Annotated in this window: 19 protein-coding genes; 15 read left to right on the forward strand and 4 right to left on the reverse strand. The window is 47.7% G+C overall.

The features are described from left to right. Positions 1–100: 100 nt before the first annotated feature. The 11 genes from EZMO1_RS19665 (at position 101) to EZMO1_RS19715 (ending at position 13,276) form a co-directional block, all read left to right on the forward strand. Positions 101–2,152, forward strand: coding sequence for a putative bifunctional diguanylate cyclase/phosphodiesterase (locus tag EZMO1_RS19665; protein WP_051789943.1), 2,052 nt, complete (start codon positions 101–103; stop codon positions 2,150–2,152). A 26-nt stretch (positions 2,153–2,178) separates the two neighbouring features. Then, positions 2,179–3,252, forward strand: coding sequence for a glycosyltransferase family 4 protein (locus EZMO1_RS19670; RefSeq protein WP_051789942.1), 1,074 nt, complete (start codon positions 2,179–2,181; stop codon positions 3,250–3,252). Between the two features lie 58 nt (positions 3,253–3,310). Further along, positions 3,311–4,741: a lipopolysaccharide biosynthesis protein gene (locus tag EZMO1_RS19675; RefSeq protein ID WP_034876073.1), complete on the forward strand. Its 1,431-nt coding sequence runs from the start codon at positions 3,311–3,313 to the stop codon at positions 4,739–4,741. A 28-nt stretch (positions 4,742–4,769) separates the two neighbouring features. Beyond that, a complete protein-coding gene (locus EZMO1_RS19680; RefSeq protein ID WP_082212080.1) occupies positions 4,770–6,272 on the forward strand; it encodes an O-antigen ligase family protein in 1,503 nt (500 codons plus the stop codon). Continuing rightward, on the forward strand, positions 6,235–6,966 hold the full coding sequence (locus tag EZMO1_RS19685) for an acyltransferase (RefSeq protein WP_034876071.1): 732 nt from the start codon (positions 6,235–6,237) through the stop codon (positions 6,964–6,966). Before EZMO1_RS19680 ends, EZMO1_RS19685 begins: the two co-directional genes overlap by 38 nt. Next, entirely contained in the window at positions 6,959–8,089 is a 1,131-nt protein-coding gene (locus EZMO1_RS19690; protein ID WP_034876069.1) for a glycosyltransferase, read from the forward strand. Before EZMO1_RS19685 ends, EZMO1_RS19690 begins: the two co-directional genes overlap by 8 nt. 190 nt (positions 8,090–8,279) lie before the next feature. Then, positions 8,280–8,792 carry a hypothetical protein gene (locus EZMO1_RS19695; protein ID WP_034876067.1) on the forward strand — a complete coding sequence of 171 codons (513 nt, stop codon included), beginning with the start codon at positions 8,280–8,282 and terminating at the stop codon, positions 8,790–8,792. Continuing rightward, the gene (locus tag EZMO1_RS19700; RefSeq protein WP_051789940.1) at positions 8,785–10,293 is read left to right on the forward strand and encodes a GumC family protein; all 1,509 of its coding nucleotides are present in this window, start codon (positions 8,785–8,787) and stop codon (positions 10,291–10,293) included. Before EZMO1_RS19695 ends, EZMO1_RS19700 begins: the two co-directional genes overlap by 8 nt. Beyond that, positions 10,290–11,414: a glycosyltransferase gene (locus EZMO1_RS19705; RefSeq protein WP_051789938.1), complete on the forward strand. Its 1,125-nt coding sequence runs from the start codon at positions 10,290–10,292 to the stop codon at positions 11,412–11,414. Before EZMO1_RS19700 ends, EZMO1_RS19705 begins: the two co-directional genes overlap by 4 nt. Then, a complete protein-coding gene (locus EZMO1_RS19710) occupies positions 11,404–12,636 on the forward strand; it encodes a glycosyltransferase family 2 protein (protein ID WP_051789936.1) in 1,233 nt (410 codons plus the stop codon). Before EZMO1_RS19705 ends, EZMO1_RS19710 begins: the two co-directional genes overlap by 11 nt. 4 nt (positions 12,637–12,640) lie before the next feature. Further along, positions 12,641–13,276 carry a sugar transferase gene (locus tag EZMO1_RS19715; RefSeq protein ID WP_034876065.1) on the forward strand — a complete coding sequence of 212 codons (636 nt, stop codon included), beginning with the start codon at positions 12,641–12,643 and terminating at the stop codon, positions 13,274–13,276. Between the two features lie 23 nt (positions 13,277–13,299). Here the strand turns inward: EZMO1_RS19715 and yvcK are convergent, their stop codons facing one another. The 3 genes from yvcK to sctC form a co-directional block, all read right to left on the reverse strand. Beyond that, the gene (gene yvcK, locus EZMO1_RS19720; protein WP_034876063.1) at positions 13,300–14,211 is read right to left on the reverse strand and encodes a uridine diphosphate-N-acetylglucosamine-binding protein YvcK; all 912 of its coding nucleotides are present in this window, start codon (positions 14,209–14,211) and stop codon (positions 13,300–13,302) included. 80 nt (positions 14,212–14,291) lie between these two features. Further along, positions 14,292–15,848, reverse strand: coding sequence for a glycerol-3-phosphate dehydrogenase (glpD, locus tag EZMO1_RS19725; RefSeq protein WP_201772194.1), 1,557 nt, complete (start codon positions 15,846–15,848; stop codon positions 14,292–14,294). 118 nt (positions 15,849–15,966) lie between these two features. Beyond that, positions 15,967–18,129, reverse strand: coding sequence for a type III secretion system outer membrane ring subunit SctC (gene sctC, locus EZMO1_RS19730; protein ID WP_034876061.1), 2,163 nt, complete (start codon positions 18,127–18,129; stop codon positions 15,967–15,969). A gap of 259 nt (positions 18,130–18,388) precedes the next feature. Here sctC and sctX point away from each other — a divergent pair, with 259 nt between their 5' ends. From sctX to sctV, 3 genes are read left to right on the forward strand one after another with little or no spacing between them, the layout of a single operon-like run. Then, a complete protein-coding gene (gene sctX, locus EZMO1_RS19735; protein WP_034876059.1) occupies positions 18,389–18,760 on the forward strand; it encodes a type III secretion apparatus assembly protein SctX in 372 nt (123 codons plus the stop codon). Positions 18,761–18,771: 11 nt separating this feature from the next. Further along, the gene (locus EZMO1_RS19740) at positions 18,772–19,071 is read left to right on the forward strand and encodes a tetratricopeptide repeat protein (protein WP_034876056.1); all 300 of its coding nucleotides are present in this window, start codon (positions 18,772–18,774) and stop codon (positions 19,069–19,071) included. A gap of 49 nt (positions 19,072–19,120) precedes the next feature. Further along, complete coding sequence (sctV, locus tag EZMO1_RS19745) at positions 19,121–21,208, forward strand: type III secretion system export apparatus subunit SctV (RefSeq protein WP_034876053.1); 2,088 nt, start codon at positions 19,121–19,123, stop codon at positions 21,206–21,208. Here sctV and EZMO1_RS19750 read toward each other — a convergent pair. Continuing rightward, positions 21,203–21,730 (reverse strand): GNAT family N-acetyltransferase, encoded by a 528-nt coding sequence (locus tag EZMO1_RS19750; RefSeq protein WP_051789934.1) that lies wholly within the window; start codon positions 21,728–21,730, stop codon positions 21,203–21,205. The genes sctV and EZMO1_RS19750 overlap by 6 nt on opposite strands. Positions 21,731–21,871: 141 nt before the next feature. Between EZMO1_RS19750 and EZMO1_RS26995 the strand changes: the two genes are divergently transcribed. After that, positions 21,872–22,147, forward strand: coding sequence for a hypothetical protein (locus tag EZMO1_RS26995; RefSeq protein ID WP_034876047.1), 276 nt, complete (start codon positions 21,872–21,874; stop codon positions 22,145–22,147). Positions 22,148–22,172 lie beyond the last annotated feature (25 nt).

A 22,172-nucleotide genomic window follows, 5' to 3' on the forward strand; every position in this document is an offset into this window, starting at 1 on the left:
AATAACCCGAATCAAAACATTCCTATTAGCCAGACAGCATTCATCGACGTATTTCTGTAGGGATTTTTTTGAATGGATGGCATTACAGAAGTAAGACTGTATGGATACTGAACAGGGCTTTATCCTGAAACAGAAACTCTCAATAAAGCTGCTGAAAGTTGTGCTTCTGGCCGCATTCTGTCTGGGTTTTTTACTCAGCCTGATTCAGATATTCATTGATGCCAGACAGTCCAGCATCGCCATTGATTCTGAAGCCCAGCAAATGCTCGCAATGATTCGAGAACCCTCCTTAAGGGCTGCATACCGGATTGAGCCCCAGATGGGTGAAGAAATTCTGACAGGTTTACTTGAACACAAGTCGGTTCATATTGCAGCTATTAAAATCCCGGATGAACCCGAGCTCGCAGTCGTAGAAAGACCCCTGTCAACTTCCCGATACCGACAGTTTTCTGATTATATCTTTGAACCTATTCGTATCTATCGGGTCAGTCTGGATAACAAACCTCCTGAAAGCACTCATTACGGGGAGCTGCTGCTGGCAATAGACACTGCCTATTACGGACGGGAATTTATCCAGCGATCCTTTGTTGTCATGCTTTCAGGACTTATACACTCAATGGCAATGGCACTATTGCTGTACATGATTTACACACTGCTTTTGACCAAGCCACTAAACCGACTGATTCGAAATCTGGCAAAAATTAACCCTGACCACCCTGGTAAACACAAACTCCCAATGCCCAGAGGACACAGACAGAATGAACTGGGTCTCTGGGTTCGCACTGCCAACCAGCTGCTCGACTCCATCGAAAGAAACTTTCATCTTCGCCAGATAGCCGAAGAGCAAATCATGCGTCTGTCTCAATATGATTACCTGACACGCCTGCCTAACCGCCGAACCCTGCAAAAGTACTTACAGGACCTGATCAAAGAGGTTGGGGAAAGCCAACAAAAGCTTGCCATTCTCTGTCTTGGCCTGGATGACTTTAAGTCTTTGAACGCACAGTTTAACTTTAATGCTGCAGAACACATTCTGGTCAAAATCTCCGACCGTCTCAGAAACCGGATTGGCAACAGAGCTTACATTGGCCGTCTGGGAGAAGATCAGTTTGCTATCGTCCTTTCATCCATAGAGCAACCCTATGAAGCAGCTGAAATGGCCCAAGAACTGTTGAAACAACTGGCCAGGCCTTTCGAAATCAATGGCGAACCCATCACCATCAGCGCCACGGTCGGAATAACACTGTTTCCGGATGATGGACAGGATGTCGATAACCTGCTGCAACAATCCGAGTTCGCCATGATCATGGCGAAATCCCGCAACAAAAACCGTTATCAGTTTTATATTGCCACCATTGATACCGAAATTCGCCAGCGCAAGAAACTGGAAATGGATTTGCATATGGCTCTGGAGCAGAGTGAACTGAGCTTGCGATTTCAACCTCAGGTAAACCTTAACTCATCCAGAATCATCGGCGTAGAAACACTGCTACGATGGAACCATCCGGACAAAGGCAACATTTCACCTGATACCTTTATTCCAATAGCCGAAAACAGTCTGGATATTATTCCCATCGGTGACTGGGTGCTGGAGTCGGCCTGTAGCTATCTGAGCGCCTGGCGGCAGTCCGGATTTGATGATTTGCGAATGGCCGTCAATTTGTCCGCCGTTCAGCTTCAGGATAAAAGCATTGTAGAAAGGGTTGAAGGTCTGCTGAGCAAATACCAGATCCCTGCCGATAAGCTGGAGCTTGAAGTCACCGAAACCTCCATTATGGAAGACATCGAGGTTTCATGTGCCCAGCTGAACCGCCTTAAGGAAGTCGGTGTCATACTGGCACTGGATGACTTTGGAACAGGCTATTCATCATTAAGCTATCTGAAACGCTTCCCGTTCGACAAGATCAAAATCGACAAATCCTTCGTTGATGGTCTCCCGGACAGCAAAGAAAATACCGTGATCGTCGAAGCAATCATTCAGCTCGGCAAAAGCTTTGGTCTTGAAGTCATTGCAGAAGGGGTAGAAACCATGGCGCAGGAAAAACATCTACGCCATGCCGGATGTCTGGAAGGTCAGGGGTACTTCTACGGTAAACCCGTGCTTGACGATGAATTTCTTGATGTGCTGAAAAACTGGGACAGGGACCAATAAACGCAACAGAGCATGGAACGGATGTTATGGACAGCCCGGATATTGCAATATTTCTTGATTCCCGCCAGCTCGGGGGAATCGAAACCCATGTACTTCATCTGGCCAGAGGACTGAAACAGTTCGGCTATTCACCTGTGATCCTGTTTTACTCTCGCTACAACGCTGATCACCCTCTTGAACCCTTACTGCATCAGCATAAAATCCCTTTTCAATACCTTGCAGGAAAAATCAACAGCCTTTACCAATGGTGCACCCAATACTCTCCGGCACTTCTTCACACCCATGGCTATAAAGCCGGGCTATTTGGCAGGGTCACTGGAAGGCTGACCAAAACACCGGTTGTTTCCACATTCCATAACGGTGATCTGGGCACCGGGCTCGTCAGACTCTATACGTGGCTGGATCAGCTCACCTGCCGGCTTTCGACTAATATTGCCGTCAGTCCTGAAATCGCCAATCGCCTTCCGGCCCCGGTCAAGCTGATGAATAACTTCATTGAAGCCCCACAGTGGCAAATGAACAACGGCTCGGAAATTGCCTTTGTCGGGCGCTTAAGCCACGAAAAAGGACCTGATCTGTTTCTGCAATTAGCCAAACACTTGCCGGATAGACATTTCACCGTGTATGGCTCCGGTGATATGCACGGCTCTCTGGCCACCAGCAGAGCCTCAAACGTCAGCTTTACCGGGCAAATCATCAGTATGGAACCTCACTGGCATCAGGTTGGTCTGCTGTGCATCACCTCCAGACAGGAAGGCTTGCCTCTGGCTGCTTTGGAAGCCATGGCTCACGGGGTTCCTGTACTCAGCTTTGCGGTTGGCGCACTGCCAAAACTGATTCAGTCTGGCAGCAATGGCTGGATTATTTCAGACGGTGATATCAAGAAAATGAGTCAACAGGTACAGGCTTGGCTGAAGCTGTCGGATGAGGAGAAAAGATGCCTTGCAAACAACTGCATTGAAACTGTTCGAAAACAGTACTCTTACGATGCAGTGATCCCTGATCTGCTGTCACTGTATAAACAGGTAACGAACCAAAAAGGCTACATCTGGCCAGAGCCTGAACCAAAACAAGTCAAAGCCCTGTCCCGGGAACAGTAATGGAGTCATCAGAAGTGATAACTCAAAGTTTGCCCTGAATAGAGAATGAGGCAACCACATGGAAGTGGGTCAACATGTCATAAGAGGTTTGAAAATTGGTGCCATGCTCAGGCTGGCAGCCCAGATTTTCACTTGGCTAAACACCCTGATTCTTATCCGTCTTCTGACGCCTGATGATTATGGTCTGATGGCGATGACCATGGCATTTATTGGTATCTTTGCCCTTATGGGGGATTTTGGTATTGGTAAAGCCATCATTCAGACTGAAGAATTAACGCCGCACATGCTTAGACAGGCATTTACCGTCAACATTATCTCGTGCGTAACATTTTTTCTTCTTTTCTATTGTACCGCTCCATTAATTGCAGATTTCTTTTCCGAACCACGGGTCACTATTCTGGTGCAGGCAATAGCCGTTCAACATCTGATTATGATTTTCCACACCCTGCCCTATGCGCTGGCCAGTCGGAACATGCTGTATCAGCAAAGGGAAAAGGTACAGTTTGTCACAACCCTTAGCACCAGTATTTTCACACTGATTCTTGCAGCATCAGGCGCTGGCATCTGGTCACTGATTCTTGGTCATCTGTTTATGCGAACCGTTGCTATGATCGGTTTCTTCCGGTTGCAACCCTGCTGGATTTTACCGGCCATGAGTTTTCGGGGTTTTTACCAGACGGCTGTCTTCAGTGGTATTGCCACGGTAAACGATGCACTGCGTTATCTCTATAACATTACTCCTACCCTCAGTATCGGTCGCCTGTTAAATAAAACCGATCTGGGAGTGTTTTCGGTTGCTTCCAATCTGGCCAATCTGCCCGGTGACAAAATCGGCGAATTACTGAACCATCTTGGCCTTTCTTCTTTTGCCAAGTTGCAAAACGAAAAAAAAGTGGCTGGTCAATACCTGATAAAGTCAGTCCAGTTAGGCAGTCTGGTACTGTTTCCCATGTACTTTGGGATGTGTGCAGTGTCTCCGGAGCTAATCACCCTTGCATTATCTGACAAATGGACAGCAGCCATCATTCCTTTCCAAATTCTCTGTTTATGCAGCCCCTTTCGCATGCTCTCGGAAATATTGGCAACGGCAGTCACCGCCGTTGGAGAACCAAAACGCAACACACGGGCCCTGGCAGGTTCCATGCTGATGCTACCCATGGTCATTCTGGGTACACAGTACGGTGTACAAGGTGCCTGCATCGCATGGTTGGGCATTAGTCTGGTCAGTTTTGCCCTGCACATCAAAACCATACTTCCCCTGTTTTCTGTCTCTGTAAAAGAACTATTCGTGGCAATGATGCCGAGCTTTATCAGTGCTTCCGTTATGCTGGCAGGTTTAACGTGGTTCAGATCCTCTTTTGCTGCAGATTTAAACAGCTGGCTGTTTCTGGTATTCAACATTTTACTGGGAGCCATACTTTTCGGAACGACGTTGTTGATTGGTTTCCGAAAACAAGCTTTTACCGTGATTGGTTATCTAAAACACTAAGGTCTGGGAGGCACAGGAGCTATTCATTATGGTCGCCTCATGGATAGAGTTAATCGTTCAAAGCAAGTATCGCGACAGAGCGGTGGTTGTATACTGTCTGCTTGCTGCGATACCACCATTAATTCTGCCTCACCCTATTGCCCTACTGCCGTTGGCTGCCATACCACTGGGGTTACTCTTTATTCTGAAAAAACCCTTTGTTGTCTGTCTTACCTTTATCTTGTTCTCTTTCTTTCGTTTGCATGAAGTGTTTCCTCAGCTCGATCCCATTAAGATTCCGTTACTGACGGCACTGGGCTCCTACTTTGTACTGGCATGGCATATTATTCTCACCCGGAAAGTTAAAACTTACTGGCGCTACGAACACACGGTTTTTGCCCGTTTTTTTGGCTGGGTAGTGGTCAGCATTGTTTTTGCAAGCCACGCTCCTTCTGCTTTTGCCAGTTTTACCAGTGTCTACATGAAAATCGGCATAATGGTGCTGGCTATCTCCTGGCTAATGACCGAAACAAACCACTTTAAACTGGCTCACCTTCTCATTCTGGGTGCAGGTCTGACGGTGGGTTGTATCACTCTCTACAACAAAGCCAGCGGCATTGGTCTGGTTGAAGGAACACGCGTCACCATACCTGGCACCAGTCTGGGTGACCCCAATGACTTATCCCTGGTGCTCAGTTTTCCAATGAGTTATGCCATTGCCTTTGCCGCGACCCGTGGCACCGGAAAAATTAAAACACTCCTTGGGCTGATTGGTTTTGGCGTGTTCATTTCTGCCATTATTGCCACACAAAGCCGGGGTGGTCTGTTAGCCATTATTGCCGTCACGGGTATTTTTGGTTTACGACTTATCAAATCAAAACTGTTGCTCATCAGCATTGCCAGCTTTAGTCTGGTGATTCTTATCGCCGCTGCCGGAATCAGTGATCGTAAGTCCGGGGGTGCAGCCGAAGAAGGGGTTGACGCTTCTGCAATGGGTCGCATTCACGCCTGGGAAGCTGCATTTTTCATGGGATTGAGAAATCCGTTGACGGGTGTAGGTTTGTCAATGTTTCTGGATAATTACTGGAATTATGCGACTCACAGCCGGGCAGAAGGAATGGCGCACGTCACTCATAGTAGCTGGTTTCAGGTTCTGGCAGAGACGGGCTTCATTGGACTGGGTTTGTTTCTTTTTCTTATTTACACAAACTTTATGTCTATACGCTCCACCCTTTCAAGACTGGATAAACTAAGAGACACCCCTAATGAGAACCCGCAACTCACTGCAATTGCCATGGGAACTTACGCCGGTCTGGCGGGTTTCTGTGCTTCAGGCAGCTTCCTGAGTCAGGGCTTTTTGTGGCCAATTTATATAATGACCGCTATCTGCATCGCTATTGCCAACTACATGGACAACCATTACCCGGAACCAGAGCCTGAATTAAAGAATGACGAGCAAACAACAGATACAAAAGGAAAGTTTGCCAACAAGTTGAAGGTAAAGGGTTATTCGAATGCTAAACCGACTGAAGATCTGGCTAAAAAGCAGTGACAGTTTTCTTGCTCGCAAGGTATTTACTTTCCTGAAAGAAATTCGAACCTTTGAGTTCCCAGTCATTCGCCCGGTTCACGGATTACTCTACCATTGCCATAAATCCTTCACTGCCCTGGTTCATGGCACTCTGCGTTTTTTATACTGGACACCCCTGTTCAAAAGCCAGCTCAACAATAACCCCAAACAACTCTTCGTTTATTCTGGCATTCCTCTGTTAATCGGACCTTTGAAGATCAACATGGGCGATCAATGCAGAATATCAGGTCATACTACCCTGAGCGGAAGGCACTCCCGGAATTTCCAGCCTGAATTAACTATTGGTAATAATGTTGATGTCAGCTGGCAAAACGAAATTTTCGTTGGTCGTAAGGTCATTATTGGTAACAACGTTCGTATGGCAGTAAAGGTTCGGCTGATTGGCTATCCCGGGCACCCGGTTGATGCCAATGACCGCGCCAAAGGCTTGCCCGATACCGAAGACCAGATCGGTGACATTATCCTCGAAGAGGATGTCTGGCTGGCAGCGGGCGTAACGGTGATGGGCGACGTGACTATTGGTGCCGGCACCATTGTTGCCACTGGCAGCGTGGTCACCAAAAGTCTTCCTGCCGGCGTTCTGGCAGGAGGCGTTCCCGCCAAAGTGATTAAAACCCTGCCTTCAACCGTACCTCTGGAGAAGCAACATGGCTGACCTCGTGGTGTTCGGTGAAGACTGGGGGGGGTTACCCTCCAGTACACAACATCTGATCGGTCATCTGCTGAAAAGACACCGGGTCATATGGATTAACTCTATTGGCTTACGAAGTCCAAAACCCGGGTTAAGGGACTTTCTCAGAATTATCGCCAAAGTCAGGGCAATGCTCGGACTGTCTCAAAAACCAGAGCGAGTTAAAGACGGGCCGCAACCGATCATTCTGAACCCCAAAGTCATTCCTTTTCATGGCTTTTCACATGCCAGAAAAATCAATAAACGCTGGCTGACAGAAGCTATCCTTTCAGCCTGTGCCGAGCATGATTTCAAAGACATTATTCTCTGGACCTCCCTGCCCACTGCCGTGGATATTGTTGGCAGTCTGGGTGAAAAAGCTTCCATTTATTATTGTGGCGATGACTTTAATGCTCTGGATGGAGTGGATCATGCAACCGTAAACCCAATGGAGCGGGAGCTGGTGAGTAAAGTGGATCTGACTCTGGTAGTCAGTGAGGCACTTGCACACAAGTTCGCCGGCCACAACACCATCATGTTGCCCCATGGCGTGGACTTCGAGTTATTCTCAAAGCCTTCTTCATGTCCTCGCGATGTGCCTGACAAAAAACCGACTGCAGGATTCTATGGCAGCCTTTCCGAATGGCTGGATGTTGAAATGATGGCACAAACCGCAACCGCCATGCCCGGCTGGAATTTCGTCTTTGTAGGCACGGTAAAAACCCGGGTTGGCGTTTTGGAAGAGCTCCCAAATGTTCATTTTCTCGGTCCCAAAGCGCACTCCCGGTTACCCGGCTATGTCCAGAACTGGGATGTTGCCCTGTTACCCTTCAGACACAATCGCCAGATTCAGGCCTGTAATCCTCTTAAATTACGTGAATACCTTGCCTCTGGTACTGCTATTGCCAGCACCGACTTTCCTGCCGTCAGGCTTTATAAAGACCTGATAGCCATTCAGAAAAACAAAGAGCCTTTCTCAAGAGTGATTCAAAGAGCTTACGAAAGCCGTGACAATAAACAGGCCAGACAGGACTTGGTCGCTAATGAATCCTGGCAGCACCGGGCTAATCAACTTGAAGACCTGATCATTCATCTGGCTCAAAAGTAACCCTCTCAAGTCCTCCTGTTGCGAAAATTACAACTACAATTAAATACAACCTGTACGTCTAAGGCTCTGATGTAGAAACAAAAAATCGTCAAAAACCAATAATAAACCACGGTTTCAGAGCCTGATAAATGAATCATTAACACTTAATTGACGCCACAGGCAAGCACACTATGTAAAAGGGAACCTTGCAGTGAAAAGGACATTCAGTTTCCAGATAATCACCTTCTGGCTCATTATCACCCTGCCTGTCCTCTCAGGCTGTGCCAATAAAAATGGCCAGATGGGACCGATTCAGGCAGCCGTGTCCGGCACTGAGGCAGAACCTGAAACCAATCAGAAATTATTGACCTCCATCGAGAAGATGATCGAAGAACACCGGGGTAAAAGTTATGCCGATCATGCTTTTGTACGGAAGATGTCGCTTAATTTCGAGCCCAGCGTAAGAAACCTTACCGACCATCAAAAGAAAGTCGTTGAATTATTCTTTCAAACGCTTCCTTCCAATGACTCCATCAGCATCATTGTTTCAATAGCGCCCACATCGAAAGAAAACGGATTTGAAGATCTGCATACCTCCTGGCTGAGAGTTCAGGGGATAAAAAGCCTCTTGCAAAGCTATACACCCGATATAGAAGAGCTTTACCAGCCCAGTCAGGAAAAAGACACGGTGGTTGTTCAGGTGTTCGGAGGAAAAGGTGTCTAACGATGTATTGTTAAACCTGTTCCGACTACTGAATATTGCCTGGGTAAGACGTTACACCATTGTTATACCCATGTTGATCATGCCTGTCGTCGGATTTGCTGTGAGCTTTCTGTCGCCCAAATTCTATGAAGCTCACACAACCATTCTGTTACAGGACACGAGTGAACTTAACCCGATACTGGAAGACTTTTCCATCTCAACCAACCTTGAAGAACGACAGGCTGCTTTGAAGATACTCCTTAAAAGCCGAAACGTTCTTGGAGCAGTGGCTAAAGATGTTGGATACATCAATGATAACTCTCCCCAGAATGTTCTGGATGAAAAGCTCGACGAGCTATCACGCTCACTGTCCATTGTATTTGGTGGTGAGCTGATCAAAATATACTACCGCTCGGAAAGCCGCACCGACATTGCCCTTCTGCTGGAAACAGTGACCAAGCATTTTCTTAAAATAGTTCTGGCTCCCCACAAATCCTGGACCAGTACTTCAGCAGACTTTCTGGAAAACCAGCTGGAGCGACAACAGCAGGAATTGATAAAGGCAGAGCAAAAACTATCAGATTACAAAGCAAAATACGCCCTCGAACTCCCCGAGCTGCATAAGGCAAATATCACGCGTCTGGCAGAGTTGCGTCAGTTGTTAATGGAAAAACAAACCGATCTGTCAGGTGCTGAAGCTGCTGTGGAAGAATTCAACGGCAACCTCGCTCAAACCAACCCCGTGATAGGCAAGCTGGAGGAACGACTGATCGCCATTCGGGCTGAGCTGAGTATGCTGCGATCACGTTATACCGAGAACCACAGTAAGGTTCGTGCAGCAACAAGAGAGTTTGATCGTCTGGAAAGCGAACGCAAACGGCTTATATCAGAAACATCCCAATTGAATCCGGAAGACATCAAACGACTATGGAACCTGGCCTCCACCAGCGCAGGCAATCCTGATATTGGCAATCAGGGTACGCCCACCACCATTCTCGCCTCACAGTTGCAAGCAGTTCAGGAAGCGAATGCACGGGTAACGGGACTCAAAAACGAGGTGGAAACTATCCGGCAACAATCCGAAAAACTGCAGGACAAAGTGGTCTCGTTCGCCGAAGTAGAAAGAAGCCTGACCGAATTGCAGCGCGATTATGATATCAAGCTCAAGCTCTATGAAGATTTCCTCAACCGCTATGAAATGGCGCGGGTTTCAGGCGACTTGGGTCGGTATGAAGAAATAGAAAAAGTAAAAGTCATTGATAAACCTTTTACCCCCAGCCGCCCCAATGGCATACCGGCGATCCTGTTTATTGTTGCTGGTTTTTTTGCCGGACTTGGCATTGGCACCGGGCTGGCCGCCATTTCAGAAATATCAGACACCAGTCTGCGTTTAAGGGAAACCATAGAGACCATGACCGGTTTACCGGTTATTACCCGGCTGCCCGCAATGCCTCATGCCCTGCCACTGACATACAACCCTCAAACCGATTCATTCTCACATGACGAGGGGGCCAGCGTATGAAGCAGTCAGTAATCGCCCAGATTGTACAACAGCTTGCTCCCGGCGGGATCGAGACAATGGTTCTTGATCTACAGCAACTCTCTGATAATCCGGAACGAGTTCACATCATCAGTCTTGAGGGAACAACAGACTCTCTGAAAGAAAACTGGCCGAGATTACACAACATTACCCGCCTGCATGCACTCAACAAACCGCCAGGCATACAGTGGTCTACAGTACGACAGCTGACTGATTTACTCAGAACTCTTAAAGTGAATGTTGTTCACACGCATCATGTCGGCCCCATGCTTTATGGCGGACTGGCAGCCAAAATCGCCGGATGCGGTCACGTCCACACAGAGCATGACGCCTGGCATCTGTCCAACCTGAAACGCAGAGCTCTGGCAGGCACCTTTTTTCACCTGTTAAGACCCATCGTTATTGCCGACGCCCAGCTCGTATCACAAAGCATCCAGCGCTATATCCCGATGTTCTCTACTGAAGTCATTATGAATGGCATCAGTGTCGAACGTTTCTGCCTTGGCGATCAGAGTCTTGCCCGCCAGCATCTGGGGCTACCTTTGAACGTTCCGTTTATTGGCTGCGCAGCACGACTGACTGCCGTTAAGTCTCACGACGTGCTTCTCTCTGCTTTTTCGAGACTGTCCGCTGACACCCATCTGGCTCTGGCTGGCAGCGGTGAACTGGAGTCCACTCTGCGCAAACAGGCAGAGTCTCTGAATGTTTCTGACAGAGTGCATTTTCTCGGCGTTGTTGAAGATATGCCGTCATTCTTTCAGGCCATTGACGTCTTTTGTCTGGCTTCACAGCGAGAAGGCTTGCCTCTGTCGCCTCTGGAAGCCCAGGCCTGTGGCCGAAATGTTGTCCTTACCGATGTTGGAGGCTGTAGTGAAGCCGTTGCGCCGGATTATGGCTTACTGGTGCCTGCCGGTGATATCGACAGTTTATCCACCGCACTGCAACGTCAATTGGATGAAGGGTGTTCGGATCAGGCGAGGCACTCTGCCAGACAATTTGTGCAGAAGCATGGCGACCTTAACCGCATGATTTCCCAGTACCAGCAGTTCTATCTGCAGAGTCTCGGGAAACAGGGGTTGGCTCCGGAGGGTTATGATGTTTGACTGGTTAGCCCTTACTTTATTCATCGTCGCGTGTCTGGTGATTATTTATCACCACGTCGGCTATCCGCTGTTATTACGGATAATGTCCAGAAGTCATCCAACACCAACACCCTATTTTCATCGTCACTTTACCATTACTCCTCTGGATTTAATGTTACCCAGAATCTGTCTGGTGATGCCTGCCCACAACGAAGCCGACACTATTTCAGACAAGATCTACAACCTCGGCACGCTGGATTACCCGGATAACAAGCTGCGCATCATTATTGTCTGCGATGGTTGCACTGATGAAACCGCCGATATTGCCCGGGGTGCCGCCAAAGCCAGGGAGAACCGACATCTTACGATAGACGTCGTCGAGAAGCCGGAAAACTACGGCAAGGTAGCAGTACTCAATGAAGCCATCAGTCTGTGCGACTGCGATGTAGTGGCCCTGTCCGATGTCTCCGCACTCCTCTCCATCGACAGCTTACTGGTCACTGCTTCACAACTCAGTGAAGAAGACACAGGCGTTGTCTGCGGGAGTTATCAGTTTTTCCAATCGTTAAGTGCCGGTGAGCAGGCTTACTGGGCATATCAGCGTCAGATCAAGACCAGCGAGAGCGCTATTGGCGCAACCCTTGGCGCTCATGGGGCATTTTATGCCTTTCGCCACAAGCTGTTTGAGCGATTACCTCCGGATACCATTAACGATGACTTTGTTCTGCCCGTTAACATCGTTATGAAAGGGTATAAATGTCTTTACGACCCGCGAATCGTTGCCGTCGAGCTGGAACAGGCCTGTAATGAAATGGACTTCAATCGTCGTAAACGCATTGCTGCAGGGAATATACAGCAGGCCATTCGTTGCATCGGTTTATTACAGCCCCGATTTGGCAAGATCGCCTTTAACTTTTTCTCAGGCAAATTTCTGAGACCTATGATGCCTGTTTTTCTCTTTCTGGCACTGCTGTCATCAGCGTGGCTGTCCGTTGAACACTGGTTCTTCACACTGGCATTTGTAGGGCAATTAACCGCCTATGTGGTATCCATTTTATATATTGTGACAGGCAGCCAACCGGTCTGGAAGCCTCTGAGAGTCTTGTATTACATCATTTCCGGGCATCTGGCCATGAGCATTGGATTACTCCGGTATGCCATGGGTCTGGAGTCCGGACAGTTGAAGAAAGTCGAACCCGGTTCGGAAACTAAAAGAAGTAAGGGAAGTACCCAAGGAGTATGACGTTATGAAAGGCGTAACCTACGTCCACCCTGTGACAGCCATTTGCAAGCGGGCAATGGATATGACGATAGCCATTATCGGATTGATACTGGCATTACCGTTATTCCCGATAATTGCCATTGCAATCAAATTGGATAGTCCGGGCCCGGTCTTTTATAAACAAATGCGCATTGGCTATCAACGCAGCAACTATATCAGCCTGTTCCAGATGGTTAAATTTCGTTCTATGCGTGCAGATGCCGAGGCAAAAAGTGGCCCGGTCTGGGCACAGAAAAACGATCCCAGAATCACCAGACTGGGTAATTCCTTAAGAAAAACCCGCCTCGATGAATTGCCACAGCTATGGAATGTGCTGGTTGGTGATATGTCCATTGTAGGGCCAAGACCAGAACGTCCCGGCATTTGCAATAAGCTGGAGCGAAATATTCCCTTTTATACCGAGCGAACCTACGACGTTGTACCCGGACTGACAGGCCTTGCCCAAGTCAACCTTGGGTATGACGAAAGTATTGACGATGTCCGTAATAAAGTTGCCTACGACCATGCTTATGCGCTGGCACTGAGCAGCCCTGTGGACTGGCTGAAAATGGACACTTTTATAATGTTCAAGACGTTTATGGTGCTGGGCAAAGGACAGTGATTCAACACTGCCCTTAACAGGCTTTATTGGAACAGGTGCTGTTTTACAAGCAAGTCTAAGGCCTTTCTCATGGCCTCCCGACTGTGGGCGCCTGACTGATGCGGGTCTGAAAGGGGTTGCTGTTCAATTTTACAGCGAACACCTTCAGGAAGATCATATTCTTCGGGCCATAGCAGTAGGCCGGGGTACACTCCTGTCATCTCTTCCATCCAACCCAACTTGTCCGAAATAGACTGCTTTCCAACAACCGTTCGCTCAGGGTTTATGTTTCCGACAAACACCGTCATGGCATTACTGTTATTGATTGCCTCTGAAATACCATTCATCAGTAAAGACGGGAGAATACTGGTCATAAAACTGCCCGGACCAAGAATAATCAGGTCAGCCTGCTCTATAACACTAACGGCTTCAGACGTCGGCTTGATATCAGGAAGCAGCATCAATTTATCGGGCCGCTTATCCAATGCATCAATGGTGGTCTCTCCCACAATTTTTTCACCATCAAGCATGGCAGCCAGACGGGCAGGTTCTTCAGACATGGGAATAAGATGTGCGCCGACCTGAAGCATTTTGCGAATCAGATTTATGGCATCCAGAGGGCGAACACACATCTGATCCATAGCCAGCATAATCAGGTTGCCCAGATTGTGGCCACTGAGCTCCCCACTGTGTTTAAAGCGGTACTCAAACAGGATTCTGGCAAGGTTGGGGCTATCCGAACAGAGCTGACTAAGGCAGTTGCGCAAATCGCCCCAGGCAATACAGCCACTGGCCTCCCTGAGCCTGCCCGTTGAGCCTCCGTCATCGGTTGTGGCAACAATGCCCGCCAGTTTTTCTTCCATAAAGCCAAGGCTGGCCATAACTCGCCCCAAACCGTGACCACCACCGATGGCAACAATTTGACGACACTGATAAAGTGCTTGAAGGGATTCCATTGAAAGTCGGATAAGCCAAATAAGAATAATGAACAGATTATAGATTAATAATAAAACTATAGTTTTGATCTGCTTACTGATTATCCTGCCTTATCAAGATTTCCTTCGGAAAAAGAAAATCGATCCGGCGCTAATTCCGGGCGCTTTTGCTTCAGATATCGCTCCAGTTCCCTTATCTGGTCATCTGACAGAAACATACCCAGCTTACTTCTGCGCCACAGAAGGTCATCCACCTCATAAGCCCACTCAGTCCTGATCAGATAATCGACTTCCGCCGAAAAAAGGTCTGCGCCAAAATGCTGACCAAGATCATCCAGAGATTGAGCTCCCTGCAACCATTCGATACACAGGGTTCCATAACTCTGGCAAAGCCTTTGTGCAAAAGCATCGTTTAGCCATGGATAAGTATTCTGAAGCGTCTTCAGGAAGGTAGAAGGCGATTCGAACTGCTCTGCTCCCGGTAACTGCTGGTGTGCTGTCCACGCAGGATTCATTTGGGGAAAGTAATTCGCCAGTCGTCCGACAGCCGCTTCTGCCAGTTTGCGATAAGTTGTCAACTTACCGCCAAAGACCGACAACAAAGGCGTAGAACCTTCAGAATCTTCAAGTTCGATGGTGTAGTCTCTGGTAATGGCCTGAGGCGAATCGGACTCATCTTCACAGAGTGGCCTGACACCGGAATAACTCCAGACCACATCCTCTGTTGATACCCGGTGCTTGAAATGCTGATTTACGATGTCACATAAATACTGTTGTTCCTGCTCGGAACAGGTAGCCGATATTGGATCGCCATCAAACTCAACATCCGTAGTACCGATCAAAGTAAACTGCTGCAGCCAGGGTGTTACAAACGCAATTCGTCCATCCTGATTCTGCAAAATAAAGGCTCTGGGATCATCGTGAAGCTTTGGAACCACAATATGGCTGCCTTTGATGAGACGAATTTGTCGAGGCGCACGCTGTCTCAGAACAGCATCAAATACAGAACTGACCCAGGGACCTGCTGCATTCACCAGAGCCTTGCAGGTGACTTCGGTTTCTTCACCCGTTAAATGATCTTTTAAAACAACATGCCACAGCTGGTCGTCCCGCCATGCTTTTACTGCTTCCGTCCGTGTCAATACTGTGCCGTTCAATCGCTCCAGTGCCATAGCATTCAGCACAACCAGACGTGCATCATCCACCCAGGCATCAGAATATTCAAAACCCTGAACAAACTCCGGTTTTAACGGCGATGCCTCCGAAAACCAGACTTTGTGAGAACCGGGCAGAGATACCCGTGAACTGAGATAATCATAAAGAAAAAGCCCCGCCCGAATTAACCAGGCGGGTCTTAGCTGAGGGCGATGGGGCAGGCAAAAGCGCATGGGCCAGGCAATATGGGGAGCCATTTTCAAAAGAACTTCACGTTCAGCCAACGCTTCCTTAACAAGTCGAAACTCATAGTGCTCAAGATATCGAAGCCCGCCGTGGATCAGCTTGCTGCTGGCAGATGAAGTAGCGCCTGCCAGATCACCTTTTTCGCAAAGCCCTACCTTCAAACCACGCCCGGCGCAGTCAACGGCAATCCCCACACCATTGATGCCACCACCGATGATGAAGACATCAAACATTGTTGTTTTTTTAATGACAGACATCGTTTTTCCAACCGTTCAGGTTATGGAAAATCATCATACGATCATTAGCGAACTTTTGCGAGCCATTACGAACCCCTGAAACGCTGTCGTTTTATACCTTTACGTATCTTTTATATTTTTACGTATCAATGCTGATAATGCGTGGGGTTATCAGAAACAGTCGAACCTGCTGTCGGCTAATTGTCTTCTGGTTTCTAAACAATGTACCCAATACAGGAATGTCACCCAGCACAGGAACCTTTGTCGCATTTTCACTTTCCGTTTCCTGAACAAAGCCACCAATGAGCAGGCTTTCCGATTCATTAACAACGGCCTGAGTGCTGATCGAACTGTTGCTGACTTTAGGCAGAGAAGCCCCTTCTGCCGTCTCATCACCGCCATTCTGGATATTCACACTCATATGAATTTTACGGCCTTTTATCTCATTCACTATTCTCGGGGTCACCTGCACAACAGTTCCCGAGGTGACGGGGAACAGCTCGGCATCCTCTGTACTTTCGACTTTGACGTAAAAAGTACTACTGCTATCAAATACCGCTTCAAGATTATCCAGAGTCAGGATAGAAGGCCTGGAAACCACTTTGGCACGGCCTTCATCAGCCAGCAGACTCACTCTTGCATTAAAACTCCCAAGGTTCATGCCTACAACAGTGGTAAATGACTGAAAATCCTGAGCATGGGTGGAGCCTGCCGGATTGAAAGAAACCTCCGAACTGGTGCCGCGGGTATTGTTCCAGTCAACCCCAAGCGCCGAAATATCCTGAGAGTTCACATCAATAATCGACACACTGACTTCTACCTGGGCAGAGGGTTTATCCAGCGACTTAATCAGCTCCTCATACATGGGCATCTTGGATTCAAGGTCATGAACAATAATCGCGTTTAAACGAGGGTCGGCATTGATCAATACCTTCTCGGCTTCTGCGCCATCATTCAGTGGTTGCGGGGCACTGGCCGCATCCTGCGCAGCTCTTAATGCGGCTTTTTTCTCTGCCGCCCTGGTGACACCCTGAGCCGGTTTAAGGGAAGGATTAGACAGAGTTTTACGGGTAACCTGAGCCACACCTCCACCACTGATAATGCTGCGTAATAATGAGGCTACCCCCGGAACGGTGACGGCCTGACCACGGAAATTAAATTGCTTATCGGTTGCCCAGGCGTACTTCAGGCGGAACATCTTTACTGATAACTGGCTTTTCTGCCGATCACCTTCTTTCCGGTCCAGCAACTCAGCTGTTTGCGTGACCATCTCAATATAACGAGGCGGCCCGGACACGTACACCAGACCATTTTTCGGTTGCTCTTTCCAGAAAAAGCGGCCATCCCAAATGCCGACCCGCTTAAGTGTTTTCTTGAATTTATCAATGCTCATGTAATCAAGACTGATGATTTTCTGCTGGGCTGCATTACCGTTGTACACATAAAGCGTATGACCATCGAAATACCAGATAAAACCATAGACATTGGACATATGATCCAGAAAATCAACCGGTGTCAGTGGGCCAATTTTTCCATTTACCAGCCCTTCCAGATCTTCAGCCAGAATCGTGGGCATATAATAACTGGCCGCAAAATTTTGCAGAACTTCGGTCAGGTCTTCACCACTGCCATAATAGGCATAGGGTCGCTCCCCAAATGCTTCCAGCGAGGGTGAAGAATCATCCGGAATATTTTCCGCTTCACTGCCAGACTCTGCCATTTCAACTTCAGTCTCTACCTGTCCGTCTTCTGCTATTGTCTGGTTCAGCAGTTTTGAATCATTATCCAGTGGCAAGTCAAATCCGGCCTGTTGTGGATTTTGCTTTAAAGGAGGTTCCTGATTCACCGAGTTTAACTGGTAGTTATAATCAACACTCTCAACACCCGATCCCATCTGATGCTCATCAAGCCACTGCTGTAACTTATAATATTCTTCCTGAGTCGGCTTGGCTTCTTTCGGCGGGAATGACTGGGCATCCAGAGAATTCATACTCTGCATGTCTGGCGAGGCTGGTAGCGCTTCAACAGGAATGTAAATAACCTGCCCGGTCATCAGCCCGTCAGGATTCGTAATATTATTGAACGAAATCAGTTCGTAAATATCAAAACCATAGTTTTCAGCAATAATTGCAAGCGTTTCATCAGGGCGAATGATATGACGGCGAGCATTTTCTTTATCAATATGCCCCCAGTTATTGTTTGAAACTGCATTGGGCGTGACCAATACAAAAATAAGCGGTATGAATAATATCCACTTAATGTAGCACTGACCTGAACGGTGCAGGTTGATAAGAAAGCTCATTACACGAGTGCCTCCATGCCAGTCTCGCTACAGCTCACTTCAACTACTTAATCAAACAATTTGGACTTCTCTTTTAAGTATTTCGTCAATTCGCATAAAAAAATAAAGTTTTAATGCTGAAATCGATAAATAATTCCATTTAATTGACAGTGTATCCAACTCCGCCCGCTAATTCTAATGGTTTTAAATTCCACACTTACAGCTCGACTACCTGTGGCCGATTAAATGTCTATCCCTTTTACCTAAGAAGAATACGACTATGGATGTTTCATTTAACAGTGGTTTGTCAAGTATTTCCAGAGTTGCAGACGACGTGGTTGATAAAGATTTCCCCAAAGATAAGTCATCGTTTAAACCTTCTGGCGAAGGGATTACAGCCTATTTCTGGACTGCACTCGAAATGGGCAGGACATTCCAGAACCGGGAAAAACGCTTTGCCATGAGCGTAGACTCAAGCAAATTGTCCCTGTCGCCCGATGAACATCATATGATGACCAATATGGCATTAGCCATTTTTGAGAAACACAAAGATGAAAGCCCGAAATATCAAAAAGCACTCGACGTTCTGAAGGAGTCCAGAGAGCTTCAGGAAATGCTGATGATGAGCCGCAATATACTGGTGGCCGGATAAGGAGAAGTCCCATGGATAAAACGCTGAAAGAGTGGTTATTCGCCCAGGCCGCTTACTATCTGGAATATTTACAACCGCGCAAATCGATTGCCCTGCTTGAAGCCATGCGCCAGATGGAGCCTGAAAACCCTGATGTTCATCGCATGCTGAGCTATGCCTACCTTCAAACTGACCAGCCTGCAGAGTCCATCAAGGCGGCCGATACTTTTCTGCAGTACGTGAAGCCCGGCACAGACACCCGTGCCATAAAATGGATCAAGGGACGCGCCCTGCTCAGGAAGAAAAAGCTTAGACAGGCTACTGTTCGTTAATAGCCTTTTTTCAGCCTGACACTAACGCCCCCACAATCAGGCTGAAAGCATGAATCCTGCTCTTTCCTTTCTCAACAAAATGGGCCAGCGTAACGACTTGATGCTGGCTGTTTTGCTGGTAGCTATTGTCGGCCTGATTATCCTGCCCATGCCCACCCCGGTGGTGGACTTTCTGATCGCTTTGAATATGGGGCTGTCATTCATTCTGATGATGACGTCTATCTACCTGAAGTCGCCCCTGGAGTTTTCGTCATTTCCGGCAGTACTGCTGGTGACAACCCTGTTCAGGCTGTCACTGTCTATTACCACCACGCGTCTGATTCTTTTGCAGGCCGATGCCGGTGAGATTGTTTACACCTTTGGTAACTTCGTGGTGGGCGGTAACCTGATTGTGGGTATCGTTATCTTCCTGATCATCACCATTGTCCAGTTTCTGGTTATTACCAAGGGTTCTGAACGGGTGGCAGAAGTAAGCGCACGCTTCTCTCTTGACGGCATGCCCGGCAAGCAAATGAGTATCGACGCCGACCTGCGTGCCGGCTCTATCGAAATGGAAGAAGCACAGAAGCGCCGTGAGTTGGTTCAAAAGGAAAGCCAGATGTACGGCTCCATGGACGGTGCCATGAAGTTTGTTAAGGGTGACGCTATCGCCGGCCTCATCATCATCTTCGTGAACATTACAGCAGGCGTCGCCATTGGTTCCAGTATGCTCGGACTAAGTGCCGGAGAAGCCCTGCAACTCTACGCGATCCTGACCGTGGGAGACGGCCTGATTTCCCAGATTCCCGCCCTGCTGATCTCCATCACCTCAGGTATTATCGTTACCCGTGTTTCGAACGAAGATTCCAAAGACCTCGGTAATGAAATTGGTGGACAGTTACTGGATAAACCCAAAGCTCTGATGGTTGGGGGAATCCTGTTGCTGTGTTTCGCCATGATTCCCGGCTTTCCAACACTGATCTTCCTGTTTCTGGCAGGTTTCATTGGCGGCGGCGGTTATTATCTCCTGAAAAAAGCCACACAGGCGGAACAGGATGAAGCTGATGGTGGCATCCCCGCCATGGCAGCAGCTACAGAAACACCGGACAAAGCTAAATCCCGCCTTGACCAGCAGGAAGAATTCACTCAGACACTGCCTCTGATCATCGACGTACCCACTTCCATTCAGGAAAGCCTGAACACGCAGTCATTGAACGACGAATTGCTAAAAGTTCGCAAAGCCCTTTACATGGATCTTGGCGTACCGTTTCCGGGCATCCATCTGCGCTTTAATGATTCCATGGCAGACAACACCTACTCGATTCTGTTACAGGAAGTTCCGGTGGCCAGCGGCCATTTCCGTCCCGGCTTCATTTTTATCCGTGAGTCCATTGATCATCTGGAAATGCTGAAGATTCCATTTGAGCAAGAGGATGATTTTTTGCCGGGACTCGACACCATCTGGGCCACTGAAGACCAGAAAGAGCGTCTGGAAAAAAACAATGTAAACTTCATGGATGCTCCGAAAATCCTTACTTTCCATCTGGCACATGTGCTGAAAAAATATTCTGAAGAATTTGTCGGCATTCAGGAAACCCGCTACCTGCTGGAAAAAATGGAAAGCTCGTTTGGTGAACTCATCAAAGAAGTACAGCGACTGCTGCCCGTTAACAAAATCACTGAGATTTTCCAGCGGCTGGTGTCGGAAGACATCTCTATTCGTAACCTGCGCTCCATCCTGCAATCATTGGTCGTCTGGGGACATAAAGAAAAAGAAGTAGTGCAACTGACTGAATACGTTCGCTCATCATTAAAGCGTTATGTCAGCTACAAATACTCTAACGGTCAAAACATGCTGCCAGTCTATCTTCTGGATCAGGACGTTGAAGACACCATTCGAGGCGGTATCCGACAAACCTCTGCAGGCAGCTATCTGGCACTGGACCCATCGCAGTCAGCACGTTTTGTAGAAAACGTTAAAAACACGGTCGGCAAAATTGGCCATCTGGAACACAAGCCCGTACTGATAACGTCAATGGACATACGTCGCTATGTGCGCAAGCTGTTGGAGTTAGAGGTATATGATCTGGCGGTGCTGTCCCATCAGGAGTTAACCGAGGAAATTACCGTTCAACCATTGGGCAGAATATCGCTATGAGACGTTTGGGTTAACCTTTGCATACAGAAACTGGTCATAGAAACGCTCGCCTTTGTAGATGTGCTTTCTTAATACGCCTTCACACTGGTATCCACATCTTTCAAGAACTTTGCAAGAGCCTTCATTGTACTCAACGACATCTGCAAACAGCCTGACAATTTTCTTTTTTGCAAACGCATAGTCAGACACATAAGCAACCGCTTTAGACATAATGCCCTTGCCCCAGTGCTCTTCCGATACCCAGTAACCGATCTCGGCAGAGAAACGATGCACATCCAGCTGTGTCACAAAGCCAATTTCGCCAATCGCTTCCTGCCCGCTGGCAATAATAAAACGAGTATCCGCTTCGTATTCCTTTACATGCTGAATCCACGCCCGGGCATGCTCAATACTGTAAGGATTGGGGAAACTGTCTCTGAGATTTCGGGCAATTTTGGCGTTATTCCCATGACGGGATAAAGAGGATGCATCCCCATACAGAAAACTTCTGACACAATACCCACCACCCAGATCGAATTGCATATCCATTGCCTTTGAAAATCATCAACAGATATGTCATCGGCTTAATAATGACAGCCTTGAAAGCCCTGAAACCTTTAACACGCATCTCTTATAAAACCCGATCAAGCCGATAAATACCCTGTTCAATCAGGCGAAAAAGATATGCCAATACGAGAAACAAACACTTCAAAGTATCCTGAAAATATGGTGGTCAACGACCATTATGTAGGGACTGCAAAAAGTAAGGTGGGAAAAGGTCTGCTGGGGATTGGCCGGTTTCTTACCTATCCTGTCAGTCGGGTTGCCAATAATGTTACCAAACTGATCGGTAATAGAAGACCGGGAAAAAGTAATCACTTTACCAGCAATTCCCGACGAATTAATTCAGCCCAACAGTACCAAGGTCTGAGAAGGACCCATAAAAAAGCAAATTCCTGAACTTTGAGCTAAATTTCATGCAGTA

Source organism: Endozoicomonas montiporae CL-33 (assembly GCF_001583435.1).
Lineage (GTDB): Bacteria > Pseudomonadota > Gammaproteobacteria > Pseudomonadales > Endozoicomonadaceae > Endozoicomonas_A > Endozoicomonas_A montiporae.

Excerpts from the sequence above, each read along its gene's own strand:
- glpD (WP_201772194.1), bottom strand. The coding sequence starts at position 15,848 with ATGTCTGTCATTAAAAAAACAACAATGTTTGATGTCTTCATCATCGGT.
- sctV (WP_034876053.1), top strand. The coding sequence starts at position 19,121 with ATGAATCCTGCTCTTTCCTTTCTCAACAAAATGGGCCAGCGTAACGAC.
- EZMO1_RS19665 (WP_051789943.1), top strand. The coding sequence starts at position 101 with ATGGATACTGAACAGGGCTTTATCCTGAAACAGAAACTCTCAATAAAG.
- sctX (WP_034876059.1), top strand. The coding sequence starts at position 18,389 with ATGGATGTTTCATTTAACAGTGGTTTGTCAAGTATTTCCAGAGTTGCA.
- EZMO1_RS19690 (WP_034876069.1), top strand. The coding sequence starts at position 6,959 with ATGGCTGACCTCGTGGTGTTCGGTGAAGACTGGGGGGGGTTACCCTCC.
- EZMO1_RS19705 (WP_051789938.1), top strand. The coding sequence starts at position 10,290 with ATGAAGCAGTCAGTAATCGCCCAGATTGTACAACAGCTTGCTCCCGGC.
- EZMO1_RS19685 (WP_034876071.1), top strand. The coding sequence starts at position 6,235 with ATGCTAAACCGACTGAAGATCTGGCTAAAAAGCAGTGACAGTTTTCTT.
- sctC (WP_034876061.1), bottom strand. The coding sequence starts at position 18,129 with ATGAGCTTTCTTATCAACCTGCACCGTTCAGGTCAGTGCTACATTAAG.
- EZMO1_RS19715 (WP_034876065.1), top strand. The coding sequence starts at position 12,641 with ATGAAAGGCGTAACCTACGTCCACCCTGTGACAGCCATTTGCAAGCGG.
- EZMO1_RS26995 (WP_034876047.1), top strand. The coding sequence starts at position 21,872 with ATGCCAATACGAGAAACAAACACTTCAAAGTATCCTGAAAATATGGTG.
- EZMO1_RS19750 (WP_051789934.1), bottom strand. The coding sequence starts at position 21,730 with ATGCAATTCGATCTGGGTGGTGGGTATTGTGTCAGAAGTTTTCTGTAT.
- EZMO1_RS19740 (WP_034876056.1), top strand. The coding sequence starts at position 18,772 with ATGGATAAAACGCTGAAAGAGTGGTTATTCGCCCAGGCCGCTTACTAT.
- yvcK (WP_034876063.1), bottom strand. The coding sequence starts at position 14,211 with ATGGAATCCCTTCAAGCACTTTATCAGTGTCGTCAAATTGTTGCCATC.
- EZMO1_RS19670 (WP_051789942.1), top strand. The coding sequence starts at position 2,179 with ATGGACAGCCCGGATATTGCAATATTTCTTGATTCCCGCCAGCTCGGG.
- EZMO1_RS19710 (WP_051789936.1), top strand. The coding sequence starts at position 11,404 with ATGATGTTTGACTGGTTAGCCCTTACTTTATTCATCGTCGCGTGTCTG.
- EZMO1_RS19675 (WP_034876073.1), top strand. The coding sequence starts at position 3,311 with ATGGAAGTGGGTCAACATGTCATAAGAGGTTTGAAAATTGGTGCCATG.
- EZMO1_RS19680 (WP_082212080.1), top strand. The coding sequence starts at position 4,770 with ATGGTCGCCTCATGGATAGAGTTAATCGTTCAAAGCAAGTATCGCGAC.